The organism is Xanthomonas translucens pv. cerealis, assembly GCF_006838285.1.
In the GTDB taxonomy this organism is placed as follows: Bacteria; Pseudomonadota; Gammaproteobacteria; order Xanthomonadales; family Xanthomonadaceae; genus Xanthomonas_A; species Xanthomonas_A cerealis.
The window spans coordinates 91,981-108,407 of record NZ_CP038228.1 but is presented as its reverse complement, the minus strand read 5'-3'; the positions used below and the strand labels follow the sequence as shown (position 1 = coordinate 108,407).

At 60.7% G+C, this 16,427-nt stretch carries 14 protein-coding genes and 2 pseudogenes; 4 read left to right on the top strand and 12 right to left on the bottom strand.

Features of this window, described 5'->3' with window-relative positions; all coding sequences use genetic code 11:
• The first annotated feature begins 91 nt into the window (after positions 1 to 91).
• Both E4A48_RS00440 and E4A48_RS00435 read left to right on the top strand, forming a co-directional pair.
• The gene (locus tag E4A48_RS00440; RefSeq protein WP_058197116.1) at positions 92 to 751 is read left to right on the top strand and encodes a protein-L-isoaspartate O-methyltransferase family protein; all 660 of its coding nucleotides are present in this window, start codon (positions 92 to 94) and stop codon (positions 749 to 751) included.
• Between the two features lie 18 nt (positions 752 to 769).
• Positions 770 to 2,134 (top strand): TolC family outer membrane protein, encoded by a 1,365-nt coding sequence (locus tag E4A48_RS00435; protein ID WP_058197117.1) that lies wholly within the window; start codon positions 770 to 772, stop codon positions 2,132 to 2,134.
• A gap of 268 nt (positions 2,135 to 2,402) precedes the next feature.
• Here the strand turns inward: E4A48_RS00435 and waaA are convergent, their stop codons facing one another.
• On the bottom strand, positions 2,403 to 3,722 hold the full coding sequence (gene waaA / locus E4A48_RS00430) for a lipid IV(A) 3-deoxy-D-manno-octulosonic acid transferase (protein ID WP_039005950.1): 1,320 nt from the start codon (positions 3,720 to 3,722) through the stop codon (positions 2,403 to 2,405).
• Between the two features lie 71 nt (positions 3,723 to 3,793).
• Here waaA and E4A48_RS00425 point away from each other — a divergent pair, with 71 nt between their 5' ends.
• Entirely contained in the window at positions 3,794 to 4,738 is a 945-nt protein-coding gene (locus E4A48_RS00425; RefSeq protein WP_142741675.1) for an LpxL/LpxP family Kdo(2)-lipid IV(A) lauroyl/palmitoleoyl acyltransferase, read from the top strand.
• Positions 4,739 to 4,857: 119 nt separating this feature from the next.
• Here E4A48_RS00425 and E4A48_RS00420 read toward each other — a convergent pair.
• The 3 genes and pseudogenes from E4A48_RS00420 to E4A48_RS00410 all read right to left on the bottom strand — a co-directional run.
• Positions 4,858 to 6,195, bottom strand: a pseudogene (locus tag E4A48_RS00420) (O-antigen ligase family protein); the annotation flags it as partial.
• Positions 6,176 to 7,288: a glycosyltransferase gene (locus tag E4A48_RS00415; RefSeq protein WP_142741674.1), complete on the bottom strand. Its 1,113-nt coding sequence runs from the start codon at positions 7,286 to 7,288 to the stop codon at positions 6,176 to 6,178. The gene E4A48_RS00415 and the pseudogene E4A48_RS00420, both read right to left, overlap by 20 nt.
• 11 nt (positions 7,289 to 7,299) lie before the next feature.
• Positions 7,300 to 7,497: a zinc-finger domain-containing protein gene (locus E4A48_RS00410; RefSeq protein WP_039005953.1), complete on the bottom strand. Its 198-nt coding sequence runs from the start codon at positions 7,495 to 7,497 to the stop codon at positions 7,300 to 7,302.
• 184 nt (positions 7,498 to 7,681) lie between these two features.
• Here E4A48_RS00410 and E4A48_RS00405 point away from each other — a divergent pair, with 184 nt between their 5' ends.
• Complete coding sequence (locus E4A48_RS00405; protein WP_229017634.1) at positions 7,682 to 7,942, top strand: helix-turn-helix domain-containing protein; 261 nt, start codon at positions 7,682 to 7,684, stop codon at positions 7,940 to 7,942.
• Between the two features lie 146 nt (positions 7,943 to 8,088).
• On the opposite strand, the gene E4A48_RS00400 is transcribed toward E4A48_RS00405, so the two are convergent.
• The 8 genes and pseudogenes from E4A48_RS00400 to E4A48_RS00370 form a co-directional block, all read right to left on the bottom strand.
• Positions 8,089 to 10,191, bottom strand: a complete 2,103-nt coding sequence (locus E4A48_RS00400; RefSeq protein ID WP_039005954.1) for a peptidase domain-containing ABC transporter — start codon at positions 10,189 to 10,191, stop codon at positions 8,089 to 8,091.
• 22 nt (positions 10,192 to 10,213) lie between these two features.
• Entirely contained in the window at positions 10,214 to 10,933 is a 720-nt protein-coding gene (locus tag E4A48_RS20765; protein WP_260608018.1) for a S49 family peptidase domain-containing protein, read from the bottom strand.
• Positions 10,934 to 11,266: 333 nt separating this feature from the next.
• Positions 11,267 to 11,547, bottom strand: a pseudogene (locus E4A48_RS20760) (hypothetical protein); the annotation flags it as partial.
• Positions 11,548 to 11,568: 21 nt separating this feature from the next.
• The gene (locus E4A48_RS00390; protein ID WP_142741673.1) at positions 11,569 to 12,183 is read right to left on the bottom strand and encodes a hypothetical protein; all 615 of its coding nucleotides are present in this window, start codon (positions 12,181 to 12,183) and stop codon (positions 11,569 to 11,571) included.
• Positions 12,184 to 12,259: 76 nt separating this feature from the next.
• The gene (locus E4A48_RS00385; RefSeq protein WP_142741672.1) at positions 12,260 to 13,006 is read right to left on the bottom strand and encodes a hypothetical protein; all 747 of its coding nucleotides are present in this window, start codon (positions 13,004 to 13,006) and stop codon (positions 12,260 to 12,262) included.
• A gap of 699 nt (positions 13,007 to 13,705) precedes the next feature.
• Positions 13,706 to 14,761, bottom strand: coding sequence for an MvdC/MvdD family ATP grasp protein (locus E4A48_RS00380; protein ID WP_142741671.1), 1,056 nt, complete (start codon positions 14,759 to 14,761; stop codon positions 13,706 to 13,708).
• A 42-nt stretch (positions 14,762 to 14,803) separates the two neighbouring features.
• The gene (locus tag E4A48_RS00375; RefSeq protein ID WP_142741670.1) at positions 14,804 to 16,060 is read right to left on the bottom strand and encodes an HlyD family secretion protein; all 1,257 of its coding nucleotides are present in this window, start codon (positions 16,058 to 16,060) and stop codon (positions 14,804 to 14,806) included.
• A complete protein-coding gene (locus tag E4A48_RS00370; protein ID WP_003477529.1) occupies positions 16,057 to 16,335 on the bottom strand; it encodes a hypothetical protein in 279 nt (92 codons plus the stop codon). The genes E4A48_RS00375 and E4A48_RS00370 overlap by 4 nt, the downstream gene beginning before the upstream one ends.
• Positions 16,336 to 16,427 lie beyond the last annotated feature (92 nt).

Here is a 16,427-nt window from a genome sequence, read left to right as displayed (position 1 = left end):
GCGCGCGGCGGCAACGCTGCGGCGATGCTGCGGCGTACGCACGGCCCTTGTGCCGGCTAAAATGCGCGACCCACCGCGTTGGATGCCCCAGATGACGATCGACTACTCCCAAGCCCGCGAAAAGATGGTTGAACAGCAGGTGCGTCCCTGGGACGTGCTCGACCTGCGTGTGCTCGACGTGCTGGCGCGGCTGCCGCGCGAGACCTTCGTGCCGGAAAGCCACCGCGCGGTGGCCTATGCCGACCTGGAAATTCCGCTGGGCCACGGCCAATTCATGATGAAACCGGTGATCGAGGGGCGCATGCTGCAGGCGCTGGACCTGCAACCGGGCGAGGATGTGCTGGAGATCGGCACCGGCAGCGGCTTCATCAGCGCCTGCCTGGGAGAACTGGGCCGAGAAGTCGTCAGCCTGGAGATCGAGCCGCCCCTGGCCGCCGCCGCGCGCGCCAATCTGGAGGCAGCCGGGCTGGGCAGCAACGTGCGCATCGAGAGCGCCGACGCGTTCGGCTGGCACAGCGACCGCCGCTTCGACGTGGTCTGCATCACCGCCCCGGTCACCGAGATCCCGGCGCAGTTCCTGGCCTGGCTGCGGCCCGGTGGGCGCCTGTTCGCGATCCGCGGCCGTGCCCCGGTCATGGACGCGGTGCTGGTCCACGCCGAGGCCGGCGCGCCGCGCGTGGAATCGCTGTTCGAAACCGACCTGGCGTACTACCTGCGTGGCGCCGCGCCAGTCCCCCAGTTCACATTCTGATCCATCAAGGAAGCCGCAATGATCCGCCGATCCCTCGTTCTGGCGCTGACCGCCGCGCTGTTTCCGCTGGCCGCCAACGCCACAGACCTGCTGCAAGTCTACGAAATGGCCCGCAATAGCGACCCGCAGCTGGCCAGCGCGGAATCGAACCGGCTTTACGAAAAGGAAGGCGCGGTGCAGGCGCGCGCGGCGCTGCTGCCGCAGATCAACGGCTCCGCCTCGCTGCAGCGCAGCCACAGCGAGATCGAGCGTGGCAGCGGCGAACTCGCCGGCACCGGCAAGAGCCGCAGCTACGCGATCCAGGGCCAGCAGACCCTGATCAACTTCGCCCAGTTCTCCACCCTGCGCGCGCAGAAGGCGCGCAGCCTGGCCGCCGACTACTCGCTGACATCGGCCAACCACGACCTGATCGTGCGCACCTCGGCGGCCTACTTCAACGTGCTGGTCGCGATCGAATCGCTGGTCGCCGCGCAGACCAACGAAGCCGCCGCCAAGAAGCAGTTCGACTACGCCGACAAGCGCCTGGAGGTGGGCCTGGCGCCGATCACCGACGTGCACGAAGCGCGCGCACAATACGATCAGGCGCGCGCCGACACGATCACCGCGCGCAACTCGCTGCAGGACCTTTACCAGGCGCTGACTGAGATCACTGGGCAGCCGGTGCACGACCTGCGCAGCCTGCCCGAGGACTTCCGTCCGCAATTGCCGGCCGACAGCGGCAACATCGACGGCCTGATCGCCTCGGCGCTGGACAAGAACCCGTCGCTGCGCGCCAACCAATACCAGGTGCAGCAAGCCGAAGACAACGTCTCCACCGCCCGCGCAGGACACCTGCCGACGCTGAACCTATCGGCCAGCGCCGGCCGCGATGCCAACTGGGGCGACGGCGTGTCCGGCAGCAACTCGCCGCGCAGCGACAGCAACGTCATCGGCCTGACCTTGAACGTGCCGATCTTCGCCGGCGGCGCGACCCAGTCGGCGGTACGCCAGGCGCTGGCACAGCGCGATATCGCCCAGGACACTTACGAACAGCAGAAGCGCGCGCTCGACCGCAATACCCGCAACGCCTACCAGACCGTCGTCGCCGGCATCAGCGAAATCGAGGCGCGGCGCCTGGCGGTGGTCTCGGCACAGGCCGCGTACGACGCCTCGCAGGTCGGCCTGGAAGTGGGCACACGCACCGTGCTGGACGTGGTGCAGAACCAGCGCACCCTGTACCAGGCGCAGCTGAACTACGCGCAGTCGCGCTACAACTTCCTGCAGAACCGACTGCTGCTGAGCCAGGCACTGGGCACGCTGGACGTGGCCGAGGTGCAGTCGATCAACGCGCTGCTGACGCAGAGCGCCGAATCCAAGCTCAACTCCGGCACCAGCACCCAGTAACGCTGGCGCCGGCGTCGGCGCGACACCGCGAACGGCGGGCCTTCGGGTCCGCCGTTTTTGCATGGGAGCGACCGAATTGCAGAGGGACGCCGCGTGGCAGTGGAACCTTCGATCAAGCCAGGCATCTTCGATCAAGACGAGGCCACTTGTGGGAGCGACTTCAGTCGCGACGGACTTCACCGGTAAAGCCGTCGCGCCTGATGGCCCGAGGCCACCCGAAGCCGACCCCACCACACCCCGCCAACTGCGATACCTGCGTCGAAACGCCCTACTCGTCCGCCTGCGCATCGTGCGCCACCGGCGGCAGATGCTCGGCGATCAGCTGCAGCGCCCGCTGCAGCGCGCCGCGGCCATTGGCGACCAGCGCGCAGCCGGCTTCGGCCATGCGCGCGCGCGCGGCCGCATCGCCCAGCAGCTCGCGCAGCGCCGCGCACACCGCCGCGGCGTCCTCGCAGATCGCCACCGCCCCGGCCTCGCGCATGCGCCGCGAGATCTCGGCGAAATTGTGCAGGTGCGGCCCGCTCACCGCCGGCGTGCCGACCGCGGCCGGTTCCAGCAGGTTGTGCCCGCCGATCGGCTGCAGGCTGCCGCCGACGAAGGCGACCTGGGCGCAGGCGTAGAACATCATCAATTCGCCCAGCGTATCGATCACGAACACGCTGTCCTCGGCGCCGGGCCACTGCTGCTGGCGACGCGTGACCACGCGCCAGCCCTGGTCGCGCGCCAGCGCCTCGACCCTGGCGAAGCGTTCCGGATGGCGCGGCGCCCACAGCAGCAGCAGATCCGGCCAGTGCCGGCGCAGTTGCCGGTGCATCTCGATCACCGCCGCCTCTTCGCCCTCATGGGTGCTGGCGGCGATCCACACCGGCCGCGCCGCGGCCACGCGTTCGCCGAACGCGGCAACGAACTGCGGCAACTGCGCGGGCACAGCGATATCGAACTTCAGGTTGCCCAGCGCGCGCACCTGCTGCGGATCGGCGCCGAGCTCGATGAAGCGCTCGGCATCGGCCTGCGACTGCGCCGCCACGCAGGTCACCGTGCGCAGCGCGCGCCCGATCAACGGTCGCAGCAGGCGGTAGCCGCGCAGCGAGCGCGCCGACAGCCGCGCATTGAGCACATAGACCGGGATGTTGCGGTCGCGGCAGCCGAACAGCATGTTCGGCCATAGCTCGGTTTCCAGGATCAGCGCCAGGCTCGGGCGGAAATGCTGCAGGAAGCGGCCGACGCTGCCCGGCACGTCGTACGGCAGGTAGACGTGGTCCAGCGCATCGCCCCACAGCGCGCGCACCCGCTCCGACCCGGTCGGGGTGATGGTGGTGATCACCCAGCGGATGTCCGGGCGCTGCGCGCGCAGCGCGTTGACCACCGGCGCGGCGACGTTGACCTCGCCCACCGACACCGCGTGCAGCCACACCCGCGGCCGCCCGCGCGCCTGCGGATACGAGGCGTAGCGCTCGTCCCAGCGCTGGAAGTACTGGCGCACGCGGAACCCGCGCCAGACCAGGTGATAGACGGTGACCGGCAACAGCATGTACAGCACGGCCGAGTACAGGCCGCGCAGCAGCCGCTCGATGAAATCGTTGCGCATCGCGAAAGCATAACGCGCGCGCGCCGCCGCCAGGCGACGCCGCCGCGCCCATGCCCGGCTAAACTTGGCGCATGTCCGATTCCGCCCCCACTCTTCCGTCCGCCGCCACCACGGTCGCGCCGCCGCCGTGCTCGCCGAAGCACTGGCCGACCTGGCTGCTGCTCGGCATCGCCGTGGCTGCCGCGCGGCTGCCCTGGCTGCTGCAACGCGCGCTCGGCCGCGGCGTCGGTTGGCTGGCGCTGCGCCTGGCCGGCACCCGCCGCCATGCCGCCGAGACCAACCTGAAACTGTGCTTCCCCGCACAGAGCGAGGCTTGGCGCACGCGCCTGCTGCACGACAGCTTCGATGCGCTGGGGGTGGGCGTGTTCGAGTTCGCGCGCGCCTGGTGGGGCAGCCTCGGCCCGATCCGCCGCCGCACCCGCATCGAGGGCCTGGAGCACCTGCGTGCGCTGCAGGCGCAGGGCCGCGGCGTGCTGTTGGTGTCGGGCCATTTCATGACCCTGGAGATGTGCGGCCGCCTGCTGTGCCAGTACGTGCCGCTGGCCGGCATGTACCGCCGCCACCGCAACCCGGTGTTCGAATGGGCGGTCAAGCGCGGCCGCCTGCGCTACGCCATCGCCATGTTCGCCAACGAAGACCTGCGCGGCAGCGTGCGCCACCTCAAGCGCGGCGGCTTGCTGTGGTACGCGCCGGACCAGGACATGCGCGGCAAGGACACGGTGTTCGTGCCGTTCTTCGGCATGCCCGCCTCCACCATCACCGCCACCCACCAGTTGGCGCGGCTGACCGGCTGCGCGGTGGTGCCGTATTTCCACCGCCGCGAAGGCGCCGACTACGTGCTGCGCATCGCCCCGCCGCTGCAAGACTTCCCGTCGCAGGACATGGTCGCCGACACCGCGCGGGTCAATGCCGCGATCGAGGCCATGGTGCGCGAGGCGCCGGCGCAATACTTATGGATCCACCGCCGCTTCAAACGCCAGCCCGAGGGCCGCAGCGCGTTCTACGAACGCGACTGAGCGCGATATGCGGACGGGCGTAGCCTGGCGCGCTCCAATTCCGCGAGACGCTGCGCGCAGGATCCTCCCCCCAACCCATCTCCCGGTGGGAGAGGGGCTAAGGCAGCAGGCAAAACAGTCCCCGCAGCGCCCTCCGCGTCACCCTCCTCGGCCAGCAGCGCGCCGACATACAGCCCCACCAGCATCAGCGCCAGCGAGCCCCAGAACGACGAATAGAACGCCAGGTGGGTGTTGAACGGGAACACCGTCGCCAGCAGCGCCAGCAGCGCCGGCCGCGCCCGCTCGCGCGCCTGCGGCGAGGCGTAGCGCCACGCGCGCCACGCCTGCGCGGCACCGGCCAGCCACAGCAGCAAACCGATCGCGCCGGTCTCGCTGAGCACTTCCAGCACGATCTGGTGGGCATGGAAGGCCGGCTCGCGGCCCCAGGCACCCTCGTGCGCCGGATCCGGATCGCAGGCGACATAGGCTTCGCGGAAGCCGCGCACGCCGACCCCATTGAACGGATGCTGGCGGATCATGCACCAGGAGGCGTCCCAGATCTGGGTGCGCCCGGCCAATGCCGCGTTCACGTCGGCCGGGCGTCCGCTCAGCGCCAGCGTGGTGCGCGAGAAGCGTTCGCGCACCTGCGGCGAGAGCGCGCCGAGCAGGCCCGCGACCAGCACCGCGGCCACGCCAAGCGCCAGCATCCGGCGCAAGCCCAGCAGCCGCCAGCCCGACAGCAGCAGCACCAGCGCATAGGTGATCCACGACGCGCGCGATCCGGCCAGCACCAGCACCACGCCCACCGCCGCCGCGGCGAGCAGCCAGCCCCACGCGCCGCCGCGACGCCCGGCCGCGAACAGCAGGAACGGCGACAGGCTGGCCAGGACCTGGCCGAACTTGAGGTTGCACGGCCCGAACACGCCGCTGAGGCGGTCGGCCAGGGCGATTTCCTGCGGCGTGCAAAGGCCGTGGTGACTGATCGCCCACTTCAGCTGGTCCATCGACCAGAACAGCGGGCTGGTGCCGCACAGCGCCTGCGCCAGCGCATCCACGGTCCAGAGCGCGGCGATGACCGCCAGCCCGTCGAAGGTGGTGCTGCGCGCGCCTGGCGTCGCCACCGCCATCGCCACCAGCCACAGGAACGGCAGGAAACGCAGGTCCACCGCCGATTCGCGCAAGGCCAGCGGCACGTCCACCGCGTCCAGCGCCGACAGCGGCTGCGGCAGCCAGTAGCTCAGGAACAGCAGTGTGGTCAGCGCCCACGCCGGGCCGCTGAGCAGGCTGGCGCCACCGCGGAAGCGGCTGTGCAGCAGTTGCACCAGGGTCGCCAGCGCGCCCAGCGCGAGCACGCTCGCGGCCAGACCCGGGGCCGGCCACAGCGCCACGAACGTCAGCACCCACACCGGCGCCCAGCGTTCGCTGCACACCGGCGACAGCGGCGCAGGCAGGGAGGAATCAGGACCTGAGTTCGTCATACACCGCCAGGGTCGCGTGCTGCATCGCCTGCAGCGTGTAGGGAATCTGTGCCGGTGATGCCGGCGGTTGCGCCAGCAGGCGCGTCGCCGCCGCGTGCAGGGCCACCGGATCGAACGCCGCAACCGCACCGGACGGCTGCAGCTGCGCCAGCAGTTCGCCGACGCCGCCGTGCGCCCAGCCCAGCACCGGCCGCCCCACCGCCAGCGCTTCGACCACGGTGCGGCCGAACGCTTCGGGCTTGCGCGACAACTGCAGCACCAGATCGCTGGCGGCATAGGCCTCGGCGATGCGCGCGGTAGGCGCAGTGAACGCCACCGCGTCGGCGATGCCCAGCGCCGCGGCTTCGGCCTCCAGCTCCTGCAGGTAGGCCTCGCGCCCGGTCTCGCGCGCGCCCGGCAGCCACAGCCGTGCGTCGCGGCCGTCGGCACGCAGCGCGGCGAGCAGACGCAATGCGTCGGCGTGGCCCTTCAGGCGGGTGCCGCGCCCCGGCAACAGCAGCAGAGGACCGCCGCCCGCCGTGGCCGGCGCCAGCGTCGCGGCCCAGGCGCGCGCGGCCGGATCGGGCTGCGCACGGCGCGGGAACTGCGCCGGGTCGATGCCGCGCGGGATCACCCGCAAGCGCGCCGGGTCGGTGTGCGGGTAGTGGCGCAGCACGTAGTCCCGCACCGTGGCCGACACGCAGATCACCCGTTCGCCGCGGGCCATGATCGCGCTGTAGCGGCTCGGCGAATTGAGCCCGTGCACGGTGGTGACGAAGCGCGGCCGCTGCGCCGCCGGCAGCCCGCGCAGCGCGTGCCAGCCCAGCCAGGCCGGCAGCCGCGAGCGCGCGTGCACGATGTCCACCCCCTCGCGCACGAACAGCCGGCGCAATGCCGGCACGTGGCGCAGGCTCAGCAGCGACTTGCGGCCGATGTCCAGGGCGATGTGCTCGGCACCGGTCTGCGCCAGCGCCGGCAGCAGGCGGCCGCCGGCCGACACCACCAGCGCGCGGTGTCCGGCGGCGACCAGCGCCGCGGCGATTTCCAGGGTGGAGCGTTCGACGCCGCCGGACTCCAGCGCCGGCAGCAGCTGCACCACGGTCAGGCGGTGCATCGACCCGGCGGTCAGTCGACCAGCACGAAGACCGCTCCGCAGTAGGGACACTTGGCCTCGTGGCTGGGTTCTTCCTCCAGCGGCAGATAGACCCGCGGGTGCGAGTTCCACAGCGCCATCTCCGGGGTCGGGCAGCTCAGCGGCAGGTCGGCGCGGTGCACGTTGTAGCGCGTCTCTGTATTGGCGGGCGCGGTGGCGTTATGGCTCATGGCGGTGGGACACGGCGGGAGGAGACAGCCAATTCTAGCAGCCCGTCCCGCGACCGCGCCGGGCCGGCGTCCGCCGCGCCGGCGCTGTCCTGGGCTTGTCCACTCACTGTCCGCTTGATGCAAGGCAATGACATCCACTATGCTCGGGGGGACGCGGTGCCAACATGCCGCTCTGAGGTGTCCCGTGGATATAGGTGTGCGATTGATGCAGGCGCGGCGCAATGCCGGTTTCACGCTGCGCGAACTGGCGGCCCTGCTGGGCGTGGCGCATAGCACCCTGGGTCACTGGGAGAACAATCGTTCCGTCCCCAATGCCCGGCATTTGCTGAAGATTGCCGAACTCACCGGCGTCGATGCCTACGTGCTGCTGACCGGCAAGCCCTCCAAGCTGAACCAGAGCGAGCACGAAAGCCTGCCGCTGCCGATGGGTAAGCGTCTGGCCTGAAGGGTCTGCGGTGCCGGCAGCGCTGCGGCGTACATCCCGCGGCGTTGCTTTTTACGTGTTCATTCCTGGCTCGCGGCACCCGAATCGGCAGGATCTTTTGTCTCGCTCGAATCCGCTGACGCGTCCTAGACAACCGATAGCGACAGTCAGGCGCTGGCTGTTGTCACTTCGGCAGGTGATGTCTGTGGCCGTAGTTCCTGCACGATGCGCCCCTGTTCCATCACCAACACGCGGTCGGCACTGGCGATGGTTTCCGGCCGATGCGCAACGATCACCTTGGTCAGCTTCAACTGCTTCACCGCGTCGTTGACCAGACGCTCGCGCAACACATCCAGATGGCTGGTGGCCTCATCCAGGAACAGCAGCTTCGGTTGCCGGTACAGCGCACGCGCCAGGATCACCCGCTGCTTCTGCCCGCCGGACAGCGAACTGCCCATGTCGCCGATCAGGCTGTGATAGCCCATCGGCATCGCGGCAATATCCTCATGCACCGCCGCCAACCGTGCCGCCGCCTCGACCCGTTCCAGGTCGAAATCGGGATCGAAGAACCCGATGTTGTCGGCGATGCTGCCGGCGAACAATTGATCGTCCTGCATCACCGCACCGACGATCGCGCGCACGTTTCGCGGCCCTAGCTTATGTAGATCGTGACCACCGATGCGGATTGTCCCTTCGCTCGGCTTGAGCAATCCCAGCAGCAGTTTGACCAGCGTCGTCTTGCCGCAACCGGATGCACCGATGATCGCCACCGACTCGCCTGGCTCGATCGCGAAACTGCACTCCTTGACGACCCACGGCTCGCCCGCGGCGTAGCGAAACGACAGCCCCTCGACCTCGATGCGCGGCTCGGCCGGAGGCAACGCCTCGGGCAGCGCGTGGTCGTCCTCGGGCGGCGTCAGCACGATATCCGCCAACCGCTCGCCATGCAGGCGCAGCATGCGGAACTCGACCCACTTGTCGATCAGGCCACTCACGCGCATGGCGAACTGATCCTTGTAGGCCAGGTAGGCGACCAGCATGCCGACCGAGAACACATTGTCCAGCGCCAGCCTGGCCCCGATCCAGATCACCGCGATGCGCTCAATGCCGAACACCAGCTGGCTGGCCGTGTTGAACCCCAGCGACATCCGCGCCAGTTTGACATCCTGGTTGACTGTCTCGTTGAGCAGATTGTCGTAGGTGGAACGGCGCAGCGGCTCCTCACCAGCGATTTTCAGGCTCTGCATGCCGCGCAGCGATTCCAGCAAATGGCTCTGCTGCTTGGCCGCGGCGACGAGCTGCTGCTCAGTGCGATCACGCACCGGCCGGTAGGCGATTGCCCGAATACACAGATAAAGTACTACCGCCAGCAGCGTGACCAGCGCCAGCTTGCAGCTATAGACCAGCATCAAGACCAGCGTGACCACTGCCATCAGTCCGTCGATGATCGCCTCGACGAAGCTGGTGGTCAGTGTGTGCTGGATCGTCTGCACCGATGACATGCGTGAAGTCACATCGCCCAGATGACGCTTCTCGAAGAAATCCAGCGGCAATTTGAGCAAGTGCGCGAACACGTTGCTCATCCATTGCAATCCGAGCCTGGAGGACAGATAGACCACCGACCAGCCGCGCAGCAAGCCGATACCCACTTGCAGCAGCAGCGCCAATCCGAAACCCAAACCGAGTACCACCAACAGGTCGCGATCCGCCGAAACCAGCGCCTGGTCAACCACCCATTGCATGTAGAACGGCGCGAGCACGACAAAAACCTGTAACGCAACCGACAGTAGGAATATTTGAAAAAGAGCGTTCCACAATCCATTGATCGGCCCAGTGAGTTGCCGCGCGGAAATCGTAGGGGACACCTTCTGCGGCTTGAATTCTGCAGCGGGGGTCAATTCTAGCGCCACACCGGTAAAGTGCTGAGAGACTTCATGGATCGACAGCTTTCGCTCCCCTATCGCGGGATCGAGTATAGTGAATTTTGACTTCCCGACCTTTGCAAGCACCACAAAGTGGTTGAGGTCCCAATGCAAAATGCAGGGCAGCTTGAGTTGCCCGAAGTGCTCCATGTCTAGCCGAAGCGCTCGGGTGGAGAAGCCGAGTTGTTGGGCAATCTGAATAAGACCACTGAGCTTAATACCTTTCAGCGACAGTGGAAAGCAACGGCGCATTTCCGGGAGACTGACATGACAACCATAGCCGCTGGCGACCATCGCCAATGAAGCCAGGCCGCATTCGGAGGCCTCGCTCTGTAAATAGACATCCATCAATGCATACCCACGCAACGCCTTACTGATCCAGCACAAATGATGACTTCACACCCGCCTTCTCCATTACATCCTGTACAATCTTAACCGTATATTTCTGGCAATACCGCTCACCATCAACTCCATATTTCTCCAACGTCACACGCTGAGGCACCCAGACAGAAGGCGTACTAGAATACGAATATTCCCCTGTCTTCTCATCAAACGTGTACTCATCCATCTTTCCGGAAATTATTTTCACTTGTTGATTGGCATATTCCAATATTTTATAGTCCACGCCAGCGCGACTGTAAAAACTGTGTTCGTCCGCATGAAACTTCTCCAGCCAATCACGATACTTATCCACCAACGCTTGGGGCCCACCCTCCGCCGCCAGCGAAACAGCTCCTTCTTTCCCAGGCGGCAGCGTTCCATGCCAACCGAGAACAGCGCCGCAATCGACGGTCAGCGATGAAGCAGCCATTGCGATATAACTAGCACACGCCGATAGACATACACCATCCACTTTCACTTCAATCGGACGGCGCCGAACAATGTCTTCGGCAATTCTAAGTGCAACCAAGGGGTAACCTCCTAGACTATGGACGATAATTTTTGAATAACCGTCCTTTGCGATCTTGAAATATTCGACGTCTGAATTCGAATCGATATCGCCACGCAGCTCTATGAGATCCGGGGAAATCCTCCTCCAACCTGCATGCACATTTCCACAAAAAAAAACTGTTGCAAGAAGGGCGATCATCCGGATTGTAGAATTAATCATTCACGTAGCTCTTAATGAATTTCCATAAAATGAGGCATCGGCACCAGACCGATGCCTCATGGCGAATTAAAAATCAGCCTTTTGCGTGACACTCAACCGTTTTTGTGGTCGTCGTGCTGCCATCAGCGTTTTTGGTAACAGTCTTAGTGTATGAGCAACCAGCTTCAAGCCCCCCAGCAACAGCAATTGTTTCTTCAACAGTCAACTCACGCATATATCACCTCTAACAGTCAATTTGACGCACACCCTGCGCCTGGGAAAAAACTTCAGCGTGCTATCAGTTAGAATATCGGCATCTTACGGACTGGATCGCCTGCCCGACTTAGCCATCGTAGTAGCGACCACCCCAGTGCTGGAGCAGTTACGGCGAGTTCACTGTTGGCCTGAACCTCAACCTGCTGCTCCTCCAACGTGGAATTATCGTGCCTATAATCGACCTGAACACTCAAACGCTGCAAGGACAACAACCGCAGTTGCCACTCGATTTGCGCCACATTACGTCGCATCTCGGTCGCTTGTCACTGCAAGGCTTGCATCCGGCTGGTGTAATCCGGCGCACTGGATTCCTGTCGCTTAATCTGTAGCACGCTTAAAATCCATAAAATAATTGGAAGTCATGAAAATCTAGAGAACGCCATCACAATCAAATTAAATGCACTATGAAGCAAGACCGAGGCCAAGAATCCAACTATCCGATCATGGACATTAGCCAATAAACAACAAATTGCAAAAAATACTACGCAAATCGCCATGTAGCGTATCTCCCAATTAAATAAAGAATGAAAGACTCCCGCAATTAGCGATACCACCAACGGCCCTTTCCACCAATGCCACTTTCTATCGGAAAATACAAAACGCAACCAAACAAAACAAATAAAATTCTCCAGTATCGGAGAAATTAGCAAAGGAGAAATCCAGGGCCTTATCGCCTGATCTTCTTTTATAAAATCAAGCCTGCTTGGCATCCCTATAAACGTCAAAATCCAATCCAAAGATGCTTCACACAGATTTTCAAGAGCAAAACAAAAAACTGCCAAGACCAATGCAGCCAAGAACACTTGTGATGCGCCAGCATCCCAAATATTGCGATTTAACCAGTGATATCCGCACATAATTCTCATCAATTTTCTTATGGAATTTTTTTGAGAAGCTAAACGGCATATGCGCGCGATCACCGCCAATGAAGCAAGAGCGCATTCAGAAACTTCGGACTGAATAATAACACGCATCTTTTCCGGAGCCGCTGCTGCCTGCCACTAGCAATTTCCATTATTGATGGTCAAGGCTAATCAGGAATTTTGATGACTACTCGTCCAATGCAAATTTCAACTCGCGCTGATACACGAATTCCCCTTTCCCGAGCGATGGATCGGGAGGGAACAGCGACATATAGCCAGCCACAATTGCACGATCTTCTATTCTCTTACCAACACCTTCAGCCACCTCAACTTCGACCTTGGTGACATCACCACTTGCATTTACATGGATGTTCCAAACCAGCCGCCCCTCCCATTCCGAGGAAGGAATGGAATCATCGTAATTTGGTCGACCTAGGACGTATGGCACCTTTGGATTGGAATAAAATGAGGCTTTTTCGATATCACGAGCAACTTCTATCTGATTTTCATCCACATATTTTTCATTCAAATAGACCTTGTAAGTCCAAACCCCTGGACTAACAGATGAGCCATGAGGAATGGCAGAATAACACTTTTTATCGCCCATAAACCTTTCGTCCGCACGACTGAAAATCAATCTACCATCCTGGCCCAATGCATCAATCCGCAGCTTATAGGGCGGCGACGCAGAAGATTTAAAAACAGCAACGCAGACCTGATGATTTTCCTTCCCATCCAGCAGGAACCCTATGGTCGGCTGCCGCGCTATGGCACCGGCCGGAATCGGCCTCCAGAGAAACTCTATATAAACCTTATCCTGCCCCGCACAAGCCTTGAACCCAAAAAATAAAAATATCAATAAAAACCACTTCATTACCCTAGCCTCCAATTGTACCCCACCCCAACGCTCACCGTATTTATCATAGATCAGCATATCTTTTCGATCCAGATAATAAAAACTTTTACACTAACCACGTGACGAGTAGTTGAATCAATTCACCAGCCATATCAATCATCAATCATCAATCAATAAATTTAACTCGCGCAACGACGAAAACTAAAATTAATTTAAATTAATTCAATTGACCAAAAATCCAATAAACCACAAATACCGCCATAAATATTATGTTCAAGCCAACCAAACGCGCAATTGCAATATAATTCTTAAACTAGCCACTTGGCAGCTTTTATTTTTGGCAAGTTAAAAATCATATAACTGAAGAGCTCCTAGGAAAATTTAAAAATCCGCCTGACACTTAATCGTCAGGCGGAGGTAATCTTTCTAACTAAGACTCTTAATTCTAGATGTCTTAACCCGTAGAGATAGGTGCCCCAGGCTCCCCCTTGTCAGATGTCCTCGTGCATGTACCGTTATCCTTCCAACTGTCCGTTTTTGGCTTATCTTCCCCCCCAGCCACCTGAGAGATCTCTTCCCTTGACAGCAACCTGCCGAGAACCCGGCTTTCGATACTCATTTCTTTTTCTTTCATGCTGACGCTTTTCATCTTACATCTCCTATGCGTGGAGATCACCACGCTCTGACGTATGGCCAATCCATACGAATTCTTCAAAACTAATCACCACGATTGACAGTCTAAATTCATCTAACCTCACTCCATTGAATGGAAAAATCTCAAGAAACGATGCCAGCCTGTGCGGCGAGCTCGCATGCTTTGATATAACTAAATTTATACAAGCCAGGATCATAAACGAAGTCCTCGCTCGCCATTTCTACAAATTGGCAGAATGCATCAAGCAAAGGTAGTTTCTGGCACCATGCTTCGACAAATAGGAATTGACCAGCCTCATTGACTTCCATAAAAAACCAACGACCGCTAGTATCCACGATAAAATCAAACGCCCCGCTGACAATCCCAAGTGCTTTCATAAGGGAACGGCATGATTCAAAAACCTCCTGCGGCAATTGCAGAGGAGCACAAAATGAAATGGAATCTTGATCTATCCTCCAGTCCAGATCTCCATCTCGAAGACTTGAAGACTCGATCCGAATCGCGCCGTAAAAATTTCCAAAAAACTGAACTCTAACCTCAAACGACTTAATTATCTTTTCCTGGAATATACCTGGTGTGGATTGTAAAATTTCGTCTCCCGGCAAGGATTCAACATCAACTTCTGCAGTATATGCATTAAGCAGTCGCCCTCCTTCATTCCATAACCCTCCGCCAAGAGGCTTATAGATGCAAACCTTAACCGAGCCTATAAAATCCCTTATCTCGACAGGATCGTTACTTACCAAAGTGGAAGGAATATTCAAACCAGCCGAAGTCGCAAGATTTAATTGAACCGGCTTGAGGTCACATAGGCTTGCTGAAGAGTGCGTATTTATCCAAAAATAACTTTCAAGAAAATTAAAGTTTGCATAATTAGCCGTGCGTAATTCGCTGGTAGAGAACTCGCTATCGCGCCTATCAACAATTGCCGGCGCTTCGGGCAACATGCGTCGACGAAACCACACAACGTCGACATCATCGCTAGACAATTTAAAATCTGACATTTTCAATATAACGTCAGATTTTTTATCGTGAAACGATATACTCGCAGTAGAACTTTTTGGATACTCCTCACCCACCCACCTGAAAACATGATTACCACGCAATTTCAATGCATTACCAATAACACTAGCGTGGAAATCATTTCCAACCGTATAAACAAGTACATTTCTGCTCATACTTTAACCTGTTGCTCTTGATCAGGATATATAATTCATTAATCATAACTTATGGATTGACAGCAGAGGCTCGAATATCCATTCGATTAAGGTTCTCCGCTCCCCTATTACATCGGCTTGTAGCAACATACCCGGCTTAAGCATCTCGGGTTTGCCATACACTGTTACGCTCTGCCGCGCCAAGACGACAGTTGCACGATAATACTGATCGCCCTGCTGGACACTACTGTTAGCCAATGCCCCCAGTTCCCCCGAACTCAGAGCGCTGCGGGTTATCCGACCCAGGCGGCCTTGCTGATGGCCAAACTTCTGATATGGGAAAGCCTGATAGCGCAGTAATACGGAGTCACCTGTAGCAATAAAACCAATCGCACGACTTGGCACCATCAATTCGGCTTCCAGGCGTCCATCCCCGGGGAGCAAGCTCAGCAGCGGCTGCGCGGCCTGAACAGCTTGTCCCTGCTTGACTGTTTGCGTGGCAATTACGCCGGCCACCGGAGCAGTGACGACCAGCGCGCCATCAGCCTGAGCCTGCACTTGCTGCTGCTCCACGATGGCATTGTCACGTCGATACTCCGCCAGGACGCTCCCACGCTGCCCTGGCAGAACGCTCAGCTGTTGCTGGATCTGCGCAACACTGCGCCGGATCTCGGTAGCCTGCCGTTGCAGTGCCTGCATCTGGCTGGTGTACTCCAACGCGTTAGATTCCTGCTGCTTGACTTGCAGCGCGCTGACGTAGTTCCCGTGCTGCAATTGACGCCAGCGTTGCAGCACTTCGTTGGCAAGCGTAACTTGGCTTCGGCGGGTCGCGATTTCGCCCCCCACCTGCGCCAGCTCCCTTCGCAGAGTGTCCAGTTCCGCATGCAAGCCCCGCTCCTGCGCGTCTAGCTGCAGCAGTCTGGAATGCTCGGAAGATTTCAGACCCTCCCCTTGCTGACGCAATTGGTTTCGCATGGCGGCCTCAGTAGGTCCGCTGGCCAGCGTCGCACGCAGCACAGTTACCACACCAAGCATCTGCCCGGCTTCGACATGCTGGCCTTCGCTGACATCGAGCAAAGTAATCACACCTGTTGCTGGCGCCATTACCGTGGCTAGGCCCTTGCTCGGCACAAGTTGCCCAGTCACGGTGGATCGATGTGTATATGTGCCGACACACAGAAAGGCCAGCACGGAGGCGGCTACGATTCCTGCGGCACTCGTAAGCACCCACATCCGCAACGGCTGCACCAAGGAGATACCACCTAACCAACTGGTGCGGCGAGCCTGCATGACTTCTTCACGGAACAGGCCCTGGCTCATTCCATATCCCCGCGGAATTTGCCGCGCGCCACCCGGCCCTTGGAGCGCGATATCGCCAGCAAGACGCATGGCACGATCAACGCACCGCACAAAACCGGAAAGACCTGCTCGGGCAACGTGACGCCGGCCTGGACGCTGCGCGCGATTGTCAGGCAAGCCAGGATCGCGGCCAGCATCGTCCAATTCAGCTTGCCGCCGCCAAGCGGGACGACGAGCGCGATCGGTATTACGAGCGCAAGGCCGTCGAGAAACTCCTTGTTTATGGGGTGAAGCACGCTGCGATCCTTCGAAACGGGCGACGGGGCTTTAAAGCATCCATGCACACCGGATGTTCCCGCCTTCGCCTCCATTAGGCTGGTTGGTTGTG

Excerpts from the sequence above, each read along its gene's own strand:
- E4A48_RS00380 (WP_142741671.1), bottom strand. The coding sequence starts at position 14,761 with ATGAGCAGAAATGTACTTGTTTATACGGTTGGAAATGATTTCCACGCT.
- E4A48_RS00425 (WP_142741675.1), top strand. The coding sequence starts at position 3,794 with ATGTCCGATTCCGCCCCCACTCTTCCGTCCGCCGCCACCACGGTCGCG.
- E4A48_RS00390 (WP_142741673.1), bottom strand. The coding sequence starts at position 12,183 with ATGCGTGTTATTATTCAGTCCGAAGTTTCTGAATGCGCTCTTGCTTCA.
- E4A48_RS00385 (WP_142741672.1), bottom strand. The coding sequence starts at position 13,006 with ATGCTGATCTATGATAAATACGGTGAGCGTTGGGGTGGGGTACAATTG.
- waaA (WP_039005950.1), bottom strand. The coding sequence starts at position 3,722 with ATGCGCAACGATTTCATCGAGCGGCTGCTGCGCGGCCTGTACTCGGCC.
- E4A48_RS00435 (WP_058197117.1), top strand. The coding sequence starts at position 770 with ATGATCCGCCGATCCCTCGTTCTGGCGCTGACCGCCGCGCTGTTTCCG.
- E4A48_RS00410 (WP_039005953.1), bottom strand. The coding sequence starts at position 7,497 with ATGAGCCATAACGCCACCGCGCCCGCCAATACAGAGACGCGCTACAAC.
- E4A48_RS00415 (WP_142741674.1), bottom strand. The coding sequence starts at position 7,288 with ATGCACCGCCTGACCGTGGTGCAGCTGCTGCCGGCGCTGGAGTCCGGC.
- E4A48_RS00400 (WP_039005954.1), bottom strand. The coding sequence starts at position 10,191 with ATGGATGTCTATTTACAGAGCGAGGCCTCCGAATGCGGCCTGGCTTCA.
- E4A48_RS00440 (WP_058197116.1), top strand. The coding sequence starts at position 92 with ATGACGATCGACTACTCCCAAGCCCGCGAAAAGATGGTTGAACAGCAG.
- E4A48_RS00375 (WP_142741670.1), bottom strand. The coding sequence starts at position 16,060 with ATGAGCCAGGGCCTGTTCCGTGAAGAAGTCATGCAGGCTCGCCGCACC.
- E4A48_RS20765 (WP_260608018.1), bottom strand. The coding sequence starts at position 10,933 with ATGATCGCCCTTCTTGCAACAGTTTTTTTTTGTGGAAATGTGCATGCA.